The organism is Luteitalea sp. (genome assembly GCF_044337415.1).
GTDB lineage: Bacteria > Acidobacteriota > Vicinamibacteria > Vicinamibacterales > Vicinamibacteraceae > Luteitalea.
Genome location: NZ_JBIINP010000026.1, coordinates 22,504 through 43,784 on the forward strand (window position 1 = coordinate 22,504; position 21,281 = coordinate 43,784).

Annotated in this window: 13 protein-coding genes; 10 read left to right on the forward strand and 3 right to left on the reverse strand. The window is 71.7% G+C overall.

All coding sequences use genetic code 11. From position 1 onward, the window contains the following. Nucleotides 1-68 precede the first annotated feature (68 nt). Nucleotides 69-716, forward strand: a complete 648-nt coding sequence (locus ACIRDX_RS06960; protein WP_396624680.1) for a response regulator transcription factor — start codon at nt 69-71, stop codon at nt 714-716. Nucleotides 717-797: 81 nt separating this feature from the next. Here the strand turns inward: ACIRDX_RS06960 and ACIRDX_RS06965 are convergent, their stop codons facing one another. The 3 genes from ACIRDX_RS06965 to ACIRDX_RS06975 are packed head-to-tail and all read right to left on the reverse strand — an operon-like array spanning nt 798 to nt 5,975. Further along, a complete protein-coding gene (locus ACIRDX_RS06965) occupies nt 798-3,134 on the reverse strand; it encodes an ATP-binding protein (RefSeq protein ID WP_396624681.1) in 2,337 nt (778 codons plus the stop codon). Then, nucleotides 3,131-5,551, reverse strand: coding sequence for an ATP-binding protein (locus ACIRDX_RS06970; RefSeq protein ID WP_396624682.1), 2,421 nt, complete (start codon nt 5,549-5,551; stop codon nt 3,131-3,133). Before ACIRDX_RS06970 ends, ACIRDX_RS06965 begins: the two co-directional genes overlap by 4 nt. Nucleotides 5,552-5,564: 13 nt before the next feature. Then, nucleotides 5,565-5,975 carry a response regulator transcription factor gene (locus ACIRDX_RS06975; protein WP_396624683.1) on the reverse strand — a complete coding sequence of 137 codons (411 nt, stop codon included), beginning with the start codon at nt 5,973-5,975 and terminating at the stop codon, nt 5,565-5,567. 156 nt (nt 5,976-6,131) lie between these two features. Here ACIRDX_RS06975 and aqpZ point away from each other — a divergent pair, with 156 nt between their 5' ends. The 9 genes from aqpZ (at nt 6,132) to ACIRDX_RS07020 (ending at nt 21,096) form a co-directional block, all read left to right on the forward strand. Next, complete coding sequence (aqpZ, locus tag ACIRDX_RS06980; RefSeq protein ID WP_396624684.1) at nt 6,132-6,815, forward strand: aquaporin Z; 684 nt, start codon at nt 6,132-6,134, stop codon at nt 6,813-6,815. Between the two features lie 102 nt (nt 6,816-6,917). Then, the gene (locus ACIRDX_RS06985) at nt 6,918-8,798 is read left to right on the forward strand and encodes an ATP-binding protein (protein ID WP_396624685.1); all 1,881 of its coding nucleotides are present in this window, start codon (nt 6,918-6,920) and stop codon (nt 8,796-8,798) included. Continuing rightward, the gene (locus tag ACIRDX_RS06990; RefSeq protein WP_396624686.1) at nt 8,798-10,105 is read left to right on the forward strand and encodes a response regulator; all 1,308 of its coding nucleotides are present in this window, start codon (nt 8,798-8,800) and stop codon (nt 10,103-10,105) included. Before ACIRDX_RS06985 ends, ACIRDX_RS06990 begins: the two co-directional genes overlap by 1 nt. An 80-nt stretch (nt 10,106-10,185) precedes the next feature. Beyond that, on the forward strand, nt 10,186-11,481 hold the full coding sequence (locus ACIRDX_RS06995; protein WP_396624687.1) for a response regulator: 1,296 nt from the start codon (nt 10,186-10,188) through the stop codon (nt 11,479-11,481). A gap of 45 nt (nt 11,482-11,526) precedes the next feature. After that, a complete protein-coding gene (locus tag ACIRDX_RS07000; RefSeq protein ID WP_396624688.1) occupies nt 11,527-13,143 on the forward strand; it encodes a glycosyltransferase in 1,617 nt (538 codons plus the stop codon). Further along, complete coding sequence (locus ACIRDX_RS07005) at nt 13,121-15,229, forward strand: tetratricopeptide repeat protein (protein WP_396624689.1); 2,109 nt, start codon at nt 13,121-13,123, stop codon at nt 15,227-15,229. The genes ACIRDX_RS07000 and ACIRDX_RS07005 overlap by 23 nt, the downstream gene beginning before the upstream one ends. A gap of 1,342 nt (nt 15,230-16,571) precedes the next feature. Further along, a complete protein-coding gene (locus tag ACIRDX_RS07010; RefSeq protein WP_396624692.1) occupies nt 16,572-17,714 on the forward strand; it encodes a glycosyl hydrolase family 8 in 1,143 nt (380 codons plus the stop codon). Nucleotides 17,715-17,766: 52 nt separating this feature from the next. Continuing rightward, complete coding sequence (locus ACIRDX_RS07015) at nt 17,767-18,567, forward strand: DUF1080 domain-containing protein (RefSeq protein ID WP_396624690.1); 801 nt, start codon at nt 17,767-17,769, stop codon at nt 18,565-18,567. A gap of 105 nt (nt 18,568-18,672) precedes the next feature. After that, nucleotides 18,673-21,096 (forward strand): metallophosphoesterase family protein, encoded by a 2,424-nt coding sequence (locus ACIRDX_RS07020; RefSeq protein WP_396624691.1) that lies wholly within the window; start codon nt 18,673-18,675, stop codon nt 21,094-21,096. Nucleotides 21,097-21,281 lie beyond the last annotated feature (185 nt).

Consider the following 21,281-nt stretch of genomic DNA (forward strand, 5'->3'; position numbering starts at 1 on the left):
CGCAGGTGACACACCGTGGGTTTGGCCCTACCCATCCGCCACACGTTGCGCTACCATCCTGCGCCAGCATGACTCAGCCACTGGCGGCCACCGTCTTCGCGGTCGACGACGACGAGAGCTTCCTGACCGCGATCGGGCGCGTGCTCCGCCTCGGCGGATACACCGTGGAGCCCGTGCCGAGTCCCTCGGCCTTCCTGGAGCGCCAGCCCTCGTCGGTCCTGGGCTGCCTGCTGGTCGACCTGCAGATGCCGGACATGACGGGCCTGGAGTTCCAGCAGCGTCTCCGCGCCTCGGGCTGGACCCAGCCGGTCATCTTCCTCAGCGGCCAGGGGACGATTCCCGCCACGACGCAGGCGCTCAAGGGCGGGGCGGTGGACTTCCTCACCAAGCCGGTCCGCTCCGAGGACCTGCTCAATGCGGTGGGCGAAGCGGTCGAGCGCCACAAGGGCATGCTGGCCACGGCGCAGGAACTGGCTGGGCTGCGCGCCCGGTACGAGTCGCTCACGCCACGCGAGCGCGAGGTCTGCCTCGGTGTGGCGCGCGGCCAGTTGAACAAGCAGATTGCCTACGACCTGAACCTGACGCTGGCCACGATCAAGTTCCACCGCGCCCGCGGCCTCATCAAGCTGGGCGTGAACTCGGTGCCCGAACTCGTGTTGCTGCTCGACAAGATCGGCGTGCTCGAAGCGCCGATCGGTCCAGTGGCCCAGCGATGACCCTGGAGACACCGGGGCTGCGCGCGTCGGTCCTCGCGACCTGAGGCGCTCGGCCTCGGCACGCTCCCTCCCGCCTTCGCGTCAATCCTCGCCCGGCGAGGACGGGAGCCACACCCGGAACACGGCGCCGCCTGCCGGCACGTTCTGCGCCGTGATCAGCCCTCGCGCCGCCTCGACGATCGAACGCGTAGTCGCCAGTCCCACGCCGAGCCCTTCCGCCTTGGTGGTGTAGAGCGGGTCGAACAGCCGCTGCAGCGCCTCGTCCGGGATGCCGGGGCCGTGATCGCGCACCTCGATCATCACGCCGCCGTCGCGCGTCAGCGTGCGCAGCTCGACGGCCTCGCGCGATGTCCGCGACGCCATGGCATCGGTGGCGTTGACGACCAGATTGAGCAGTACCTGCTTCAGCTGCGTCGGGTCGATGCGCACCGGCGGTAGCGCCGGCTGCAACTGCACATCCAGCGAACTGCCACGCAGGCGCGTGTCGTGATCCACGAGGCGCAGCATCTCGGTCACCACGGCGTTCACGTCGACGCGGCGCGCCTCGACGCGTTGCCGCTTCAGCATCGCCCGCATGTGCCGGATGATGCCGCTGGCACGCTCGTTGTCGGCGATGACCTCGGCGAGAATGCCGCGCACGTCCTCGAGGGGAGGCGCAGGGCGTGCGAGGAGGGTGAGGGCCGACTCGGCGTGGCTCAGGATCGCGGTCAGCGGCTGATTGAGCTCGTGCGACAGCGACGCCGCGAGTTCGCCGAGGCCGGCGACGCGGTCGACATGGGCCAGCACGTCGAGTTGCTGGCGGATCGACGCATCGGTGCGCTTGCGGACGACGGCCGTGGCCATCATCTCGCCGACCGTGCGCAGGTCGTCCCCCATTCGCTCCGACGACGCGCGCGTCCCGTCGTGGCGCACCGAGAGGATCGCCATGATCCGTCCATCGACGCGCAGCGGCATCAGGAGTGCGGCCGTGCCGCGCGCCACGGTCGGCGGCATCGACACCTCGAGGACCTCCGACACGTCGTCGACGTGCACCACCTCGCCGTGGAGGAGCATCGGGGCGGCCCACGACAGCAGCGCGTCGTCCAGCATCGAGGCGCCGGTCGCGCCCGGTTCGAGTCGCCAGCGGGCGACGAGCGTCGGGTGGGTCGGCGATTCCACCGCCCACAGCGCGCACTCGGCCACGGCGAGGACGCTGCCCACATGCGCCAGGCCGGCGGCAATCTGCGGCTCGAGGTCGCCGTCGGGCAGGTTGGCAACGTCGGTGGACACGTCGGCCACCAGTGCCTGCTGCCGGACGCGCGCGGCCAGCCGTTCCTCCGATTCCCGTCGACGCCGCCGCTCGGCGACCAGACCGAAGATCAACGCCGTCTGCAGCGCGAGTGCCGACAACCCGCCCAGCACCCACGGACGGGAAGCCTGCCAGCGCGAGGGCTGCGCGTTGATGAGGCGTGTCCCCCGGGGCACGCGGCCGGGATCGATGCCGAAGCGGGCGAGCAGGCTGGCATCCAGCGTCGGCGTGCTGGCGACGACCCCGCGGCCGAGCGATTCTGGCGGTGCCCCCTGCAGGATGGTCTCGACGAGGCGGGCGGCCTGCGCGCCCACGTCCTCGACCCGGTAGATGAGGCCGCCAAGGGCGCCTTGGCCGATCGTGATGTCGTTGGTGACCACGACCGGCCCGCGCGCCACGGGACGAATCGTGTCGAGCAGGATGGACGCCGACAAGGGGCGCCCCTCGCGATCGGCCTGTCCGGCGCCGACGACGATCACGGTGCCGGCGGGCAGGGCGGCGACGCGGTCGCGCAGGTCGGCGAGGGTGTGCTGGGTGAGGTCGGTCACCGACCGCACCGTGGCCAGCGGGCGCAGTCGCTCGCGGATCCGCGCGTTCAGCGCGCGATCGTTGTCGGAACTGCCGCCGATGAGCGCCACGTCGTGTGGCGTCGGCAACAGGCGCGCCACGAACGCGTACGAATCGGCGGCGTCGGCCGGGACGGTGAGCTGCGCCGTGGCGGGCAGCATCGGCTGCGGGTCCTGGCTGACGTACACGAGGGGTGTGCGTGCCGGCAGGCCCAGCGTCTCGCGGATGAGCAGGTAACCGGGGTGACCGAAGCCGATGATGGCGTCGATGCGGCGGTCGCCGTACTTGGCCCGGATGAACTCCTCCTGCTGCTGCGCGAGTTCCGGCGGGTCGGCGAGGTCGTAGAGGTACTCGGTGTAGACGGCGTAGGACCGGTCCTGCGAGCGCGTCAGCTCGGCAAGCACGCCGCGCGCGAGCAGGTCGAACATCGGACGCCCCGGCTGCACCGGCACCAGCACCAGCACCACGGGCCGGGTGTCGCCGGTGATGGTCTGGCTGAAGGCCGACGCGGACGGCCAGCCGCCGAGCAGGCCGAGCAGGAGCAGCAGCGCACGGCGCCTCACGACGCCTCCTTCACGGAGGCGTCGGGGCGAAGAGCGGGTAGCCAGATCCGGAAGACGGCGCCGGGGCCGTCGGCCTGGCCCGCCGAGATCCGGCCGCCGACCGCTTCGACAATGGATCGGGAGATCGCGAGACCGACGCCGAGCCCGTCCGCCTTGGTCGTGAAGAACGGGTCGAACAGGCGCGGCAGGACGTCGGGCGCGATGCCGGGGCCGAAGTCGCGCACCTCGATGACCGCGCCGTCGTCGCGCGCGCTGGTGCGCAGGTGGACCGGCTGGCGCAGCGTCGCGCCGCTCATCGCGTCGACCGCATTCACCACCAGGTTGAGCAGTACCTGCTTCAGCTGGGTCTCGTCGATGCAGACGAGAGGCACGCCCTGGCCCAGTTCGAGCTCGACGGTCGTGCGTCGCATGCGCGCGTCGTGCGCCACGAGGCGCCGGATCTCGGCGGCGACGACGTTGACGTGCACCGGCGTGGCCTCGACGCGGCGCTTGCGCAGCGTCGTGCGCATGTTGCGGATGATGCCGCCGGCGCGTTCGTCGTCGGCCATCACGTCGGCGAGGATCTCGCGCACTTCCTGGAGCGGTGGGGCCGGCAGCGCCAGCAACTGGTGGGCCACCTCGGCGTTGCTGAGGATGGCCGCCAGGGGCTGGCTCAGCTCGTGCGCGATCGAGGCGGCCGCCTCCCCGAGGCCGGCCACGCGGTCCACGTGGGCCAGCGTCTCGAGCTGCGCCCGGCTCGAGGCGGCTGCGCGCGCGCGGACGACCGCGGTGGCGACGATGCCGCCGACCGTACGGAGGTCGCCGATGACCTGCGCGGTCCAGGCCTGCGAGTGCGGGTGCGTGAGCGAGAGGACGCCGACGGCGCGCCCGTCGACGCGCAGGGGCAACATCAGCACCGAGGCCACCGGCGTGGGCGGGAGCGCTTCGGGGGGCGGCACGACCTGCGCAAGATCCGAGACCTGCACTTCCTCGCCGCGCTCGAGGCGCGGTCGGGCCCAGCCGAGCAACACCTGGTCGAGCACGGTGACCACCGGCAGGGCGCCGGGCTGGTTCACCCAGCGACAGAAGAGGCGCGGCGGCGTGCCTGGCTGCTGCCAGGCCCAGAGCGCGCAGTCGCTGGCGCCGAGCGTCAGGCCGACGTGCTCGAGACTGCGCACCATCTGGGTCTCGACGCGATCGGCGGAGGTCTCGGCGAAGGCCGACGAGATGTCGGCCACGAGTGCCTGCATGCGCAGTCGTTGCGCCAGGGCCTCCTGCGATCGGAGCCGTCGCCGTCGCTCGGACAGGAGACCGCCGATCAGGACCGTCTGCAGGGCCAGCACGGTGGCGCCCGCGAGGATCCACAGCCGGTAGCCATCCCAGGTGTTCATGGGACGATGCCGCACTTGCGTCCCGGGCGGCACAGTACTGGCGCTGATGCCGAACCGATCGAGTTGCCGCGCATCCACCACGGCCTCGGCGCGCAGGTCGAGCGGGGGAATCGAGGTCGCGGGGGTGCCGTCCAGCAGTCGCCGGGCGACCTGCGCCGCCGCGCGTCCGGCCTGCGCCACGCCGATGACCACGCCTCCCAGCACGCCCTCGTCGATCACCAGGTCGTTGGACACCACCACCGGCCCGGTCGCCACGGGGGCGATGGCCGCCAGCAGCGACGGGTGCGACACGGGGCGGCCCCTGGCGTCGGCCAGTGCGGAGCCGAGCAGGACATACGTGCCCTTGGGCAGCGCGGCGAGGCGGGCGCCCACGTCCTGGGGGCCGAGGCCAGTGAGGTCGTGGAGATGATTGGCCGGCACCAGCGGCGACAACTGCGCGAGGCTGGCGTTGTTGAGGACGCGATCGGCCAAGGAGGCCCCACCCACGAGCGCCACGTGATGGGGCGCCGGGCGCAGGCCGCGCACGAACGCGTACGACAAGGCAATCGACTCGCGCGCGATCACGCGGGTGCTGTTGGGGGCGTCGGGCAGGCGGGGATTGCCTTCGATGAAGACGATCGGGACGCTCGCCGGCAGGCCGACATCCTCGCGCAGCCGCGCGTAGGCCGGGTGACCGACGGCGATCACCACGTCGACGCGCCTGGTCGCGTACTTGGCGCGGATGAACTGCAACTGGCGGGCGTTGACCTCGGGCGGATCGAGCCAGTCGTACAGGTACTCGAGCGAGACGCTCGGCGCCGGCGAGCCGCGCAGGAACTCGTCCAGGATGGCGCGCGCGATCGTGTCGAAGAGCGGCCGCCCTGGCTGCAGCGGGATGATGACCAGCACCGTCGGCGGGGTGGCGCTGCGGCCCTCGACGAGCGGACGCGGCGCGGGTTGCCCGAGGGCCCCCGAGGCAGCGAGCGTCGCCGCCAACAGGATCAGCGGCAGGCGCAGGCGGGCGGGCCACCGGGCCATCGCGCCTGGTGACTGGGGACGTCGCGGCACGGGCGGAGGCGCACTACCCGTGCACGGGCGTGCCGGATGGCTCGGTCCGGAGCGCGTCGCGGATGGCCTCGAGGAGTTGCTGGCTGCGGAACGGCTTGCGCAGGCACGCGGCGGGCGCGACGCGCTGCAGCATGTCCTGCGTCTCGGTGGCATCGTGCGCCGTGATGAACACCGCCGGGGGCGCGTCGCCGCGCGACCGCAGCCCGCCGTAACACTCCGGCCCGCTCAGGCCCGGAAGGTGGATGTCCAGCACGAGGCAGTCGAACGCGCCAGCAGCGTCCTCCGCCAGCAGGGCCTCGGCCGACGCAAACGTGGTCACCTGCAGGCCACTGAGCTCGAGCATGCGCGCCACCCCTCGTCGAATCGATGGGTCGTCATCCACGAGGGCAATGCGCGCCGGGGCGTTCATTTCTGTCTCAGTCAACGATAGGAGCGGGGCGGGGCAGGGACAACTATCCCAAGGTGAGGCGACCGCACACGATGACTTCCACCAAGAGCCAATGGCAGGGGTGCCAGCGGGTCACTACCGTGGACCCCACGCGCCGCCGCTCTTCGGAGGCGCAAGAAAGGAATCCTCTCGATGACTCGCAAGTTGCTCGCCGAGGCTCTCGGCACGTTCTGGCTCACCTTCGCCGGCTGTGGCAGCGCTGTGCTCGCGGCCGCGTTTCCTGACGTCGGCATCGGCCTGTTGGGCGTGTCGTTCGCTTTCGGTCTCACGGTGCTCACCATGGCCTACGCCATCGGGCATGTGTCGGGCTGTCACCTGAACCCCGCCGTCTCTGCCGGTCTCTGGGCTGGCGGACGGTTCGACGCGCGCGACCTCGTGCCCTACACGCTGGCGCAGGTGGCCGGCGCGATCGCGGCCGCGGCCCTCTTGTTGCTGGTGGCGTCGGGCAAGCCCGGCTTCGACCTCGCCGGTGGACTGGCGGCCAACGGCGTTGGCCTGCATTCGCCCGGCGGCTACTCCATGACGGCCGGCTTCGTGATGGAAGTGGTGATGACGGCGATGTTCCTCGTGATCATCATGGGGGCGACCGACAAGCGCGCGCCGAAGGGCTTCGCGCCGATCGCCATCGGTCTCGGCCTCACGCTCATCCACCTGGTGAGCATCCCGGTCACCAACACCTCGGTCAATCCTGCGCGCAGCACGGGACCGGCGCTCGTGACGGGCGGCTGGGCCATCCAGCAGCTGTGGATCTTCTGGGTCGCACCGCTGCTCGGCGGGGTGCTTGGCGGAGCGCTGTACCGCCAGTTCGAGGACTGATGTGGCAGATGGCCCCGAGGCGCGCCAGTGCGCCTCGGGGCCATGCGCCACAGCCTGTCGACTATCTAAAGATGCGTTGGGCGGCGCCGATGTGTTCGGCTGGTGCAAGCCCCCCTCGTTCCGACTGCTGACGCCCCCGGGGCAGCGTTCCTGGCCACCGTCACACACGAGGTCCGAACCCCGCTGAATGCCGTCATCGGGATGACGGAACTTCTCCGCCAGATGGCCTTGCCTCCCGAGGCCGCTGGCCTGGTGGAGACCATCCACATGAGTGGCGAGCACCTGCTCGCCCTGGTCAACGACCTCCTCGACTCGGCGCGCCTCGAATCGGGCCGACTCCAGTTGGAACACGTCGACTTCCTGCTGCGCGAGGTCGTCGAGGAGGCCGTCGAGATCGCGGCCGCCACCACCGGCGCGCGTCGCCTGTCGGTGGCCGCCGTGATCGATCCGCGCCTGCCCGACGTGGTGCGCGGCGACCCGCGTCGCCTCGGGCAGGTGCTGCGGAACCTGCTCGGCAACGCCGTCAAGTTCACGCCTGCCGGTCACGTCGCGCTTCGCCTGCAGCGCCTCGCCGAGGAGCGGGCTCACGTCGTGTGCCGGCTCGAGGTGGAGGACACCGGCATTGGCATGCCGCCTGAGGACGTGCCCCGGCTGTTCGAGCCCTTCATGCAGGCCGACGAGGCGACCGCGCGCCGCTTTGGCGGCACCGGGCTGGGGCTGTCGATTGCCTCGCGCCTGGTCGAGGCGATGGGCAGCCGGATCGAGGTCGACACGGCGCCCGGCCGGGGCAGTCGCTTTCGTATCGACCTGAGGCTCGAGCGCGCGGGCCGGCGCGATCAGCTGGCGCTCCCCGGGTGCCAGGGCCTGCGTGTGGCGTTGGCCACACCCGACCCGCTGCTGGTGGACGCCATCGGCGCCCAGGCGGCACGGCTCGGGGTGTCCACGGAGTGCCTCTCCACCGCCCTCGGAGGGGCGCCGGAGCATTACGTGGTGCTCCTGCTGGACCCGCGTTCGCCCGAGGCCGAGACGCACCGCGCCGCCGCGACTGCCGCCGGAGTGCCGGTCGTGTGCCTGCTGCCGCCCGGGGCAATCAGCCCGGCGGGCTCGCCCCTGCACCTGCGCCTGCCGGTGAGGCTGTCGGCACTCGCGCACGTGCTGGCGACGCTGCAGCCGCATGTGGCGCACACCCACGGCGCCCCTGCACCGCTCCCCGGCCGCCATGTCCTCGTCGTCGAGGACAACGACGCCAACCAGATGCTCGTGCAGTGCGTGCTCGACAGCGTCGGCGTGACGGTCGACCTCGTCGCCACGGGCGAAGAGGCGTGCGAGGCGCTGCGGCGGCGCCACTACGACCTCGTGTTCATGGACTGCCGCCTGCCCGGCATGGACGGACTGGCCGTCACGCGCGCGGCACGCGCCGACCGGTCGCTGCCGCGCGTGCCGATCATCGGGCTCAGCGCGAGCATCCAGGCCGGGACACGACAAGCGTGCCTGGCCGCAGGCATGAACGACTTTCTCGCCAAGCCGGCCCGGCCGTCGGCGTTGCTCGACGCCTTGCGCCGCTGGCTGCCCACCACACCGGCCAGCCGCGACGCCGCCGCGCCGTGCACGCACGGGCCTGCCGTCGGCACCGCGCGCTTCGATCCGACCGTCCTCACGGAGCTGCGGCGCCTCGGCGTGCTGCCCGCCATGATCGCGGCCGCCACGCGCGACCTGCCTCGTGGCCTCGCGGAGCTGCGCGAGGCGTCGACGACAGGCGACCTGGCGCGTCTCGCGCTGGTCGGCCATCGCTTCACGACCATGCTCGGGAACGTCGGCTGGACCCGGGCTGCCGATCTCGCCTCGCGCCTCGAGGTGGCCTGTGACCGCCCTGGCGCGCCGGCGGTCCTCACCCTTGCCCGCGCCCTCGAGCAGGAAGTGCTCGAGGGTCGCCACGCGCTGGAGCCGCTGCTGTCGGCTCCGGCGCCGGAGATGCCCTGCTGATGCGTGCCCTCATCGTCGACGACGAACCGACCGTCTGCCTGCTCCTCTCGCGTATCCTCGCGCGCGACTTCGGCTGCGAGGCGAGCAATGCCAGCAACGGCATCGAAGCGCTCGACCTGCTCCAGCGGGAGAGCTACGACTTCATGCTGCTCGACCTGCTGATGCCGGTGATGAGCGGGTTCGAGACGCTGCAGGCGATCCGCAAGGACCAGGCCCTGCGCGACCTGCCGGTGATGGTCATGTCGACGGTCCGCGAGGAATCGCGCGTGCGTGAGGCCATCGGACTCGGCGTCGGCACCTACGTGACCAAGCCGCTGCGTCCCGCCGAGATCACCGAGCGACTGACGCGCTTCGTATCGCGGCTCGGGACGTCGGGCGTGCTGTCGACACCGCCGCGCTCCTGCGCCGGGCTGGCGCCGGGCGCGCGCGTGCTCGTCGTCGACGACGATCGGGACTTCCGGCACTTCGTGCGCAGCACGCTCAGCCCCGACTACTCCGTGGCGACGGCATCGGGCGGCGCCCAGGGGCTGCGGATGGCCATGGACACGACGCCTGGCGTCATCCTGCTCGGTCCGCAGATTGGTCCGCTGCGGGCTCCGCTGTTCCTCGAGAAGCTGCGAGCGATGCCCAGGCTCGCCTCCGTGCCGGTGATCGCGGCCATGCCCGGCCGCAGCGGGTCGCGCCCGGCCGGGGTCGATGGCACGATCGACCGGACCTTCGTCGCCGAGACCTTCCGCCGCCAGTTCGACGACCTCGTGGCGGAGTCGGTCGACGACGACGGGGGCGGCGGCTCGTCCGTTGGCTCGCCCGGCAGCCGGGCCAGCACGCTTCGGGCCCACCTCCAGACGGCGGCGATCCAGGTGTTCGGCATGCACCTCGGCCTGCAGGTCGAGGTGGACCCCTCGGCCCCGCCTGCCTCCCCTGGCGACGAGGTGGCCTTCGTGCCGCTCGGCATGACACGCCCAGAGGCCGACTACCGCATCCTGCTGCGTGCCGCGCCCGACGTCGCGCGCGCACTCGCGGCGCGGGGGCGTCCGTACGGCGAGATCGACGACGTGGCGATCGCCGCGACGTTGCAGGACCTCATCTGGATGCTCGGGTCACGCGTCCTCGCCGCCTTGCGGACCGCTGGCGACCTGGGGGAACTCGATGCCCCCGCATCCACGCGCTGGACCACGGCCGACCCTGCGCGCGACGGGATCACGCTGGCGGAGGTCGGCCTGATCAGCACCGGCGGTGACGTCAGTTGCTCGGTGCTCGTGCGGGCAGCGCCGCGTGGCAACGGCCGCGCGACACGGCTGCCGTGAGCCTGTCCAACGACAGGGCCCGAACGACACGACGGCTGCGTGGCTCGCGCCCGGGGCGCGCAACCGATACCTGGATCGTCATGCGGATCCTGATCGCGGACGACGATTCGGTCACCCGGCGCTTCCTGAAGCGGCTGCTCGAGCGCAACTTCGGCGCGACGGTCGGCGAGGTCGCCGATGGCATGTACGTCCTCGACACGCTCCAGCGCGCCGAGTACGACCTGCTCCTCCTCGACCTCCGCATGCCGGTGCGCGACGGCATCAGCACACTGAAGGCCCTGCGGCGGACGTCCAGCGTCGGCTCGCTGAACGTGATCGTGATGACGGCCTCGCGTGACGAGCGGCTGGTGATGGATGCCGTCAAGCTCGGGATCACCGACTACATCCTCAAGCCGTTCGAGCCGGAGTCGCTGACGCGGCGTTTCGAGCGCATCTTCCTTGCGTACGGCTACCCGTTGCCGTTCCACGAGCCCCAGGCCACCGAAGGGCCGGCCGACCTTCCGCCACCGGCTCCCATGCCCCCGCCGCCGATCGAGGACGACCCGATCGCGGAGTTCTCGCTGCGACCCGTGACGGCGGCGGGCGACCTCGGCCTCGTTGGGCCCTTGCCGGCCGACTCGCCGACGCTGCGGTTACTCGACGTCCTGCCGCAGATGGTGTGGGTGACCGGACCGGACGGCCGCCCCGAATACCTCAACCCGCGTGCCCAGGCCTTTCTCGACGGCGACGCGACGGCGGCGGCCGGGTGGGGCTGGCTCCATCTGCTGCACCCCGACGACGTGCAGGAGGTGCGGCGGCTGTGGACCATGGCCGTGCGGACCGGCCAGGCGCAGAAGGCCGAGTACCGCCTGCAGACGCGGCCGCGCCACTACCGCTGGTGTGAGGCCGAGTGGGTGCCGCTCACCGGCGAGCACGGCACCGTGCTCAAGTGGGTGGGGGTGTGGATCGACATCGACGACCGCAAGCGCCTGCAGATGGTGGCGCAGCGGGACGACCGCACGTTGTGGCGGCAGCGCGATGCGGTGATGGCCACCGATCCCGCCGGGCGCGTCACCTTCTGGAACGAAGCCGCGACCCGCCTGCTGGGCTGGTCTGCCGAAGAGATGATCGGCCGTTCGGTCCTCGAGCGATTCCCCGACGCGGCCCGCACCATCATGGCCGAGCGCCTGCGCGGCGTGATGGGAGGGCAGGAGTGGGTCGGTCGCTTCCAGGACTTCCGCAAGGACGGCTCGCGCGTGAGCACCGAAGCCCGCCTCGTGGCCCTGCCTCGCGCGGGCCAGGCGCGCGCCGGCGTGCTCTGGGTGTCGGGCGAATCGGGGAGCCGCGGGCATCAGGCGCCCGTCCAGCCGCCAGCCCCTGACGTGCCAAGCACATAGCGGGCCAGCATTCACGCACGGGTACCTCCTGCTGATTGGCAGGTCATGAGGTTGCTCGGGCGTCTTCCCGTCCTCGGGCCGTTCCTCGTCGAGCTACTCGCGCCGCAGACCATCGTCTACCGTCGCCATGGCGATCGCGAGGATCGCGTCCGACGACTCCGTGCGCAGGGGCTGGCGATGCTCACCATCGTCACAGGCCTCGCATACCTGGCCTGGCTGGCGGGCGTGATCGACTGGAGCCATCCGCTGATCGGCGGTGCCTTCCTCGGCGCCGAGATCGGCTGCCTCGGCCTGTTCATCCTTGCCTCCACCGGCGCGTGGCGCATGCGCTTCAAGCCCGTGGTGGCGCCGATGTCCTTGCAGGCGGTACCCACCGACATCCTGATCACCGTGTGCGGCGAGCCGCTTGCTGTGGTGACCCGCACCCTCCAGGCGGCGCTCGCGGTGCGCTGGCCCGGCGTCAAGACCGTCTACGTCCTCGACGACAAGGGCAGCGAGGAGGTCGAGGCACTGTCGGCACGGCTTGGCGCCGTGTACGTGTCGCGAGCCAGGGACGGCGCCGGCAACGCCGACTACAAGGCCGGCAACCTGAACTACGGCCTCGCGCGGGCGCACGGCGAGTACGTCATGACGCTCGACGCGGACCAGGTGCCAGAGCCCGACATCCTCGAGCGGCTGGCGCCGTACCTCACCATTCCGCGGACGGCCTTCGTGCAGTCGCGCCAGTCGTTCCTCGTGCCCGAGGGCGACCCGTTCTACTGCCAGGACCTCGTGTTCTACAACACGCTGCAGCCGGCCTTCGATGCGCACGACATGGTGCTGTCGTGCGGGTCGGGCGTGCTGTATCGCCGCGCGGCCCTCGACGAGAACGGTGGCTTCGCGACCTGGAACCTGGTGGAGGACCTGACCACGTCGTACGAACTCCACTCGCGCGGCTGGAAGTCCATGTACTACCCGTATCCGCTGGCGGCCGGCCTGGCGCCCGACACGGTCTGGGGCGTGTACAAGCAGCGGGGCCAGTGGGCCTTCGACACGATGCGCCTCTTCTTCTGGCGCAACCCCCTGCTGCAGCGCGGCCTCGCGTGGCAGAAGCGGATCAACTACTTCATCATCGGCTACTCCTACATCACGGCCGGCTTCATCGCGCCGCTGTTCTACCTGATCCCGATCTGGACCTACGTCACCGGGCACACCGTGCTCACCGGGCGCGAGATCGACTTCGCGCTCTTCCGCACGTTGTACTTCCTCACCATGACCCTGGCGATGCGGTGGCTGTTCCACCACCACGAGCCGGGCAAGCAGTTCCAGATGCTGGTCGGGCTCTTCCCGATTTACGCCGTGAACACGATCCGGGCGCTGTGGTACCCGCGCAGCAAGCCCGGCTACACCGTCAACAACCAGCGGCCCGCGCGGCGCGCGCGCGCCTGGCCGCCCATCGTCGCGCTCACGCCGCAGCTGGCGTTGCTGCTCGCCAACGCCATCGGCCCCTTCTACGCCCTGCTGATGCACACCACGTCGCCGCGGATCGTCGCGGCCAACGCGTGCGTGTCGGCCATGGCGATCTGGTCGCTCTCGCACGTCTGTATCGCCGCGCTCGACAAGCACAGCTGGCAGCGCGAGCGCGACCCGGTGACCTTCTATGCCCTCCCGGCCCGGCACTAGGAAGCTTCGCGTCGCGGTCGTCGCCGTCTGGCTGGCCCTGGCCCTCGGGACCGCGTGGTGGATGTCGCCGCGCGACCACGGGTCGGTCGGCGCGGAGGCGTCGCGCCTGCATCGTGCGGGGCGTGCTGCCGAGGCGGCGGCGGTACTGCGCAGCGCCACGGCCGCCGAACGACGCGACCCGGCGGTGCTCGAGGTGCTGGGCGGCGTCGAGCGTGATCTCGGTCGGGCGCGCGAGGCCGAGCAGGCCTTCGCGACGGCGCTCCGCCTCGACCCGGCGCGCATCGAGGCGCGTCTCGGCCTCGCCTCGGCGCTGCTGGCGCGTGGGGCGAACGTCGAGGCCGCGCAGGTGCTCGTCGCGGCTGACGTACCTGCCACATCCACGGTACGGCAGCGATGGCTGGCGCTGATGGCGCAGGCGGGGCAGCCCGACCTGCTGGCCACGGCCGCCGATCGGGTGCTGGCGCAGGATCCGAATGACGTCGGCGCCCTGTCCCGTGCGCTCGACGCGGCGATGCAGCGGCACCGCTGGCCGCAGGCCATCACGTTCGGACTCCGGTTGGCGACCCTCGATCCCGCTCGTCGAGAGGCGACGCTGGTCGCCGTGGCCACGGCGCAGGAAGCCTCCGGCGATCTGGCCGCCGCGTACGAGACGCTGAGCCGGATCGACGATCCGACCACCTGGCGCGCGCAGGCACGCATCGCCTCGGCACTCGGGCGGTTCCGCGAGGTGTCCGAGCTCTGGCAGCGTCACCCCGATGAGGTGCCGACGGTCGAGGAACGCACGGCGCGAGCGTGGGCGTTCCAGCAGACGGGGCTGGCGAGCGCGGCCGATACCGACTACCGCATGCTGATGTCGCAGGGCGCACTGACCCCGGAGGCGCGGGTCCGATACGCGTGGTGGCTGGCCGAGCGCGGGCAGCGCGCCGAGGCGTCGCGAGTCGCGGCGGGGTTGCCCGTCACGGCATCCACGCTGGAACTCCTGACATTCACCGCGGCCTGGGCCGGCGACGACGAGCGCGCAGCCGTGCTGTTGCCTGACTGGTTGGCGAGACATCCGCGCGACGCGGCGGCGTGGGCACTCCTGGCCGAGGTGTCGCGGCGACGCGGCGAGTCCGACACGCGGACTCGCGCCCTGGCGCAGTTGGCGGCGCTCGACCCGGCCCAGGCGGCGACGCATCTGGCGCTTGCCCGCCAACTGGCCTCCGCCGGGCAGATCGACCAGGCGATTGCAGCGTACGAGCGTGCCACGCGTACGCCCGGATCGGCAGAAGGCCTCGAGGAACTGGTGGCGCTCCTCGAGCAGCAGGCCCGCACGCGGGAGGCGATCGCGCAATTGCAGAGACTCGAGACCCGCGTGGGCCCGAGCGCCGACCGCCTGGCGCAGGAGGCGCGCTTGTGGCGGCGGGTGGGGGATCCCCGCGCCGCGGTCGAGTCCTGGCGCCGCGCCCTTGCGGCGCGTCCGCAGTGGGCCGACGACCCGGCGGTGCAGGCAGAGGTTGCCCGCGCCTACGCCGAGGCCGGTGACTGGGCGCCCGCTGCCGCGGCAATCGCCGTGGCCTTGCGCGCGCCGGCCGATGCCGACCTCTGGCGCGTGGCGGCCGATATCGAGACGCATCGCGGCCAGCCGGGGCGGGCCGTGGACCATCTGCTGTCGCTGGCGCGCCACCGCAGCCTCACCCCAGACGAACGTCGCTGGCTCGCCGGGCAGGCCGAGGCCGCGCAGCGCATCGATGTGGCGCTGGCCGAGTACGACAGGCTGCTCGCCGTGACCCCGTCGGCGGGTGCGCTCTGGCAGAAGTGGCGGAACTCGAGGCGCAGCGAGGTCGACACGGCGCCGCCCTCGATGCGTGGCGCCAGGTGCCGAGCGCGGCGCGCGGCGAGGGCTACTGGCGGCAGCTCACGTGGGCCGCCGCCCGCGTTGGCCCGGAGGCGGCTATGGCGGCCTACGACGAGGCCTGGAGCAGCGGGCATGCCGATGCCGCGCAGTGCCTCGAGGCGGCGCGCCTGCACGCGATGGCGCGGCAGCCGGCCGATGCGCTCGTGTGGTACGAGCGGCACCTCGCGGCGCCGGGCGCCACGCCAGTAGGACTCGAACTCGAACTCGCGCGCGCGCACCTCGGCGCTGGCCATGCGGCCGATGCGGCCCTGTGGGCCTCGCGGGCGCGTGCCGATGCCGGTGTGCGAGCCGACGCCATGTACGTGGAGGCGCAGGCACGACACCTGGCCGGGCAGCCGCGCGAAGCGGCGGCACTGCTCGAGGACCTGCTGGACGACACCCGCGCGTCGGCGCCGATCACGGGTGAGTGGCTCGCGTGGCTCGCGCGCACGTCGCAGGCGCGTGGACGCACGCTCGACGCCTACGTGCGCTTCGGCGAGGCGCTGGCCCGTGGGGCCACGCCGGCAGGGGAGTTCTGGCTGGCGCGTGGCGACCTGGCGCACGGCCGGGGCGACCTCTGGCGTGCCCGCACCAACTACACGGACGCATCTCGCGCGGGCGCCGAAGACGCGGCATCGCGGCTCGAGGGGCTCGGCGCGGAACGTCGGCCGGTGGCGGCTATCCCGACGGAGGTGTTCTGGGACACCAACGACTTCCGGCACGCGAGCGTGGCCGGACGACTGTCGCTTCGGCCCACCGATCGGGCACGCCTCGCCGGGGAGTGGGCCACGGGGCGCGTGAGTCAGGGCGCAACCGCCTTCGACCGCTCGGCCGCGACGATCGTGATCGACCGTCTGTTTCCCACCGAGCGCACGACACTGGGCGGCCAGATCGGCATCGAACAGGCGCGCGGTGCCACGCAGCCCCTCTGGCGCGTCGACGGGGCCTGGCACCACACCGGCGGACAGGCGGTGCAGGTCGAGGCGTTCCGCGAGTCGCCGTGGCGGGCCGACACGTGGGATGCGCGCATGCGCTACAACCGCATCACCGATCTCGCACGCATCCCCGGCGACTTCCATGCGACGGGGCTCCGCGTCGGCGCCGTGCTGCCGATCACGGATCACCAGGAACTGCAGGGGAACGTCGCGGCGCGCACCTTCAGCGACGGTAACCGCCAGGCCCAGGCGTACCTGCAGTACCAGGTGCCACTCTCGAGCCGCCGTGACACCTGGGTCGCCCTGCAGCCCTACGGGTACGTCGAGCAGTGGGAACGGTCCGACCCGCGCTACTTCAGTCCCGAGCAGCAGGTGACGGCGGGGGCGACGCTGCGGGCCATCGTGCGCCGGGGCGCCTGGGAGGTCGACGTCTCGGCCACGCCGCAGTACCTTCGCAGCGAGAGCCGCACGGGCTTCGGCTACGCGGCGGTGGGCAGCGTCCGTCGCGACGTCGGCCCGGTGTCAGTGGGGGCGTCCGGCATGGTCTTCGACGATCGCAAGATGGCCTACCGCGTGCAGCGGGTCACGGTGGATGTGCAGGTGCCCATCGGACGGTGATGCGGACGATCGCGGCAGGCGTCCTCCTGGTCCTCGCGCTCGGCGCCTCTACCGCGTGCCGTACGGGCAGGACGCTGCGCACTCCTGACGCCCGCCTCGACGCGCTGTGGTCCAGCTACCTCGCGACGTACGTCCAGCCATCGGGAGCCGTCGTCGATCCGCTGCGCGACGGGCAGGTGTCGTCGGAGGCGCAGTCCTACGCACTCGTCCGGGCGGTGTGGATGCGCGACCGCGCCACGTTCACGCGCGTGCTCGCCTGGACCGACGCGCACCTGGATCGCCCGGATGGGCTGCATGCCTGGCTCTGGGACCCGGCCACGGGACGGGTGCGCGACGCCAACACCGCCACCGACGGCGACATCGAGATTGCGTGGGCCCTGGCCCTGGCCTCGATCGCCTTCGACGAGCCCGAGTACGCCTCGCGTGCGGCGGCCCTCGTGCGGGCCATCCGGATGCACACCGGCATCCCGGTCGCGCAGGCCTGGTGTCCGTCGGCCGGCAACTGGGCGCGCGCCGAGCGCATCGTCAATCTCTCGTATTTCTATCCTTACGCGTTTGCCTGGTTCGCGCGGCTCGATCCCGAGGGGCGCTGGGACCAGGCCGCCGATGCCAACTACCGCCTGCTGGGGCAGGCGCTCGGGGCCGGCGCCCTGGCGTTGCCCGTCGACTTCGCGATGGTCTCGGCCGATGGGGCGCTGTCGCCGCTGCCAGAGGGACACATGCTCGGGCGCACGTTCTCGTTCGACAGCATCCGCATCGCCTGGCGGCTCGAACTCGCGTGCCAGCTGCAGCGGGACCCACGGGCCTGCAACCTGTCGGCGACCCTGGCGCGGCACGTCGAGGCCGTGGTGGCCAGGGATGGCCGCTTCGTCACCAGCTACGATGCTGGCGGCACGCCACTCACCACGCAGACCTCCCTCAGCTTCCCGGCGGCCTTCCTGCCGGCCATGACCCGCGTCGTGCCGGATCGGGCCCGCAGCTGGCGCGCGCGGGAGCTCGGCGACGAGGCCCTCGATCAGCTCATGCGGGTCGACGACCGGTACTACGATGCCAACTGGGCGTGGTTCGGCCTGGCTGCCGCCGACGGTGTCCTCGTGCGACGCACGCCCTCGCTCGACCGGCTTCGCGTTCCTGTCCCGTGAGCCGGGCCCGTCAGGCTCAGGCGAGCCGGTGCGCTATATTCGCCACACAGCCATGACGACTCGAATCATCCTGTCCGCAACGTGCCTGTGCGCCACGCTGCTCGCCGCGTCCCTCGCCGCGCAACAGCCGCAGTCCACGACCACCCCCAAGCCCAGTCCGAAGGACACCGAGGTGTGGGAGCCCGAGCCCAGGGTCGTCTCGCCGGGCGCGACCATAGCCGAGCCACCGTCTGACGCCATCGTTCTCTTTGATGGGAAGAACCTCGACGAGTGGGTGAACGTGAAGGGCGGCGGCCCGGCGGGCTGGACCGTGGCCGATGGCGTCTTCACCGTCAACAAGCCGGTGGGCAACATCCAGACGAAGCGCTCGTTCGGCAGCTATCAGCTGCACATCGAGTGGCGGGTGCCGGCCAACATCACCGGGAAGGACCAGGCGCGCGGCAACAGCGGCCTCTTCCTGGCATCGACGGGTGGCGGCGACGCCGGCTACGAGCTGCAGATTCTCGACTCCTACAGCAACCGGACGTACTCGAACGGTCAGGCTGCCAGCATCTACAAGCAGGCCATCCCGCTGGCCAACGCGATGCGCAAGCCGGGGGAGTGGAACACGTACGACGTGATCTGGACGGCGCCTGGGTTCAACGCCGATGGGACGCTCAGGTCGCCGGCCCGTGTCACGGTGCTGCACAACGGCGTGCTGGTGCAGTACGGCTACGAGCTGACGGGCGAGACCGTGTACATCGGCAAGCCGTCGTACAAGGCGCACGGGCCGACGCCCATCAAGCTCCAGGCCCACGGCGATCCCAGCGAGCCGCTGAGCTTCCGCAACATCTGGCTGCGCGAGCTGAAGTAGGTCGAGGCCTCGGATGCGACGGGGGCCGGTCGCGTTCGATGCCTGATCACGGCCCGGCTATTGACTCGCACCTGACCGGCTCGGCCTAATGGGCCGAGCCCGACCGTGTCGCCGTCCCCAGACTCCCCGCCGTCGCCGCCTGCCTCGCACGTGCGCGGGGTCGGCGTGGCCCTGTTCGTCCTCGCGGGGCTGTCGCTCATCGCGCCGCTCGCCAGCGGCACGACGATGCACCGCGTCGGCTTCTTCCTGGTGCTGGCCGGGCTGCTCGAGGTCTACGACGGGTTCAGGCGTGCCCGCAACGCCGACGCGCGCGCGGCCTGGTCCAACGGCGCGAGCACGGCCGCCCTCGGCCTGTTGATCCTCAGCGGCGGCTCGCTGGTCGCCGGCGCCTTCATGGTGGTGCTGGGTGGCTGGTTCCTGCTCGACGCCCTGCGCTACGCCTGGCGCGGCGTCGTGGCCATGCGCGCGCCGCAGGCCGCGGCCGACTACCGCCTGTGGCTGCTGCCGCTGCTGGCCAATCTCGTCCTCGGGTTGGCCATCCTGCTGCTGAGAAACCACGTCCAGCCGATCACGATCGCGATCACGGCGTTCCTGCGCATCCTCGGATCGGCCTGGAACGTCCTGGCCTCCCCGGTGCTCGCGCCGACCGACGCGGGCGACCGGGCGCTCGTCGACATCGGCCTCGCCGAGCATCCGGACATGCTCGTGGTCGCTGACCGCATCGAACAGGAGGAACTCGCACGCGGCCCCTTCGACCGCGAGTGGATCGTGGGGTTCACGGCCACGCTGTTCGCGCTGCACGCCGGCCGCATGGGATTCGATCGCACGCTCGTCGGGTTGCTCTCCCCGACGGTCGCGGTGCTCGGTGACTGGTGCATCGCGCTGCTGGTCGCCGCGTTCGTGGTGGTCCCGGCGCGCGTCGGGTTCCGCAAGATCACGCGTCCCTTCGAGCGTGCGGCGTGGAGGCTCTCGCTCGGCACCTGGCCGTCCCGGCTGGCGCGGGCCGCGCAGCGCATCGCGCGCTTCTGGCTCGATGCGCGCCTGCGTTTCGCCATCCGGCTCCGCCAGGCGCGGTACTCGCCCCGCACCGCGATCCGCCGTGGCTTGCGGATCGGGCTGCCGGTGTCGGCGGTCATCGCGGCCACCGTGCCCGTGTGGGGCATGAGCTGGTACTTCGACACGGAGAACTGGGCGGCGGGCGTGTGGAACTCCTGGGCCGAGGCGCGCACGGACACGTGGCGCGAGGAGATGATCGAGCGCGTTCGTGCGGGGTTGCCCGTGGGCACCGGTGCGCAGGCGTTCGCCGTGGCGCCCACCGACATGCCGGCGCGCGGCGACTTCGGGTTCCTCGTGATTGGCGACACGGGCGAGGGCGACGCGTCGCAGCACGTGCTGCGCGACTCGTTGTGGCAGGCTGCGGGGCAGCCGGGTGTGCGCTTCGTGGTGCTCTCGTCGGATGTGGTGTACCCCACCGGGGCGATGCGCAACTACGAGGCGAATTTCTGGCTGCCGTTCAAGGGCGTGCGCGTGCCGATCTACGCCATCCCGGGCAACCACGACTGGTACGACGCGCTCGAGGGGTTTGCCGCGACGTTCCTCGAGCCGTCGGCCGCGCGCCTCGCGATGCGCGCCCGCATCGAGGTCGACGGCCGGATCACCACCACGACAGACGGTGACATCGAGGCGTTGATCGCCAAGGCGGCTCGGCTGGGCCGCGAGTACGGCATCACCGTGGCGAAGCAGCGGGCGCCGTTCTTCCAGGTGCAGACCGAGGACTTCGCCTTGATTGCCGTCGACACCGGCGTGGCGCGTCGGGTGGACGAGGAAGAGTGGGCCTGGCTCGAGTCGGCGCTGCAGGCCGCGCGCGGCAAGTTCGTGATGGCCGTGCTGGGGCACCCGCTGTACGCCGGCGGGCAGTACCTGGCCGATCCCGACGACGATGATCCGACGGGGTTCGCCGCGATTCACGCGCTGCTGCGTCGCCACGGCGCGGCCATCGTGATGGCTGGCGACACGCACGACCTCGAGTACTACGAAGAACCGGCGGGCGCGGGCGGAACTGCCGCGCCGATGTACCACTGGGTCAATGGGGGCGGCGGTGCGTACCTCAGCTTCGGCACCGCGTTGGCCTGGCCCGAGACCCCTGCCACTCGTCGCTGGGGCTTCTACCCGGGGCGCCGTGCCGTCACCGACAAGATCGCATCGTCTACGCCGTGGTGGCGACGGCCGGCGTGGTGGTGGACGCGCGACCTCGGCGCGTGGCCGTTCTCGGCCGAGTGGCTGTCGGCCTTGTTCGATTCCAACGAGGCGCCGTTTTTCCAGAGTTTCGTGGAGGTGCGGGTGGAGCCGTCGGCGCGACGTGTTCGTATCCTGCCGTGGGGCGTGCATGGCCGCCTGCGCTGGAGCGACCTGCAGGCCTCGCCCGGGCTCAGGCCGGTAGGGGTGCCGCCAGACGCGCCGATCGAGTGGACCGTGCCCTGGCCCGGGCCCGCGCCGACCGTCCCGTCGCCGCCACCCAGCCAGCCGTAAGCCAGGACTGCCGACTCCCGACTGCCGACTGCCGACAGGTGCTGTGCACTGCCGACTCCCGACTCCCGACTGCCGTTCCCTCACTCCCACCTGAACACGCGCGCCGCGATCGCCGTGCCGGCCGCGAACATCACGCTGAGGATCGCCACCTCCGGCAGGTGCGCGCCCCAGCCCTCGCCGCGCCA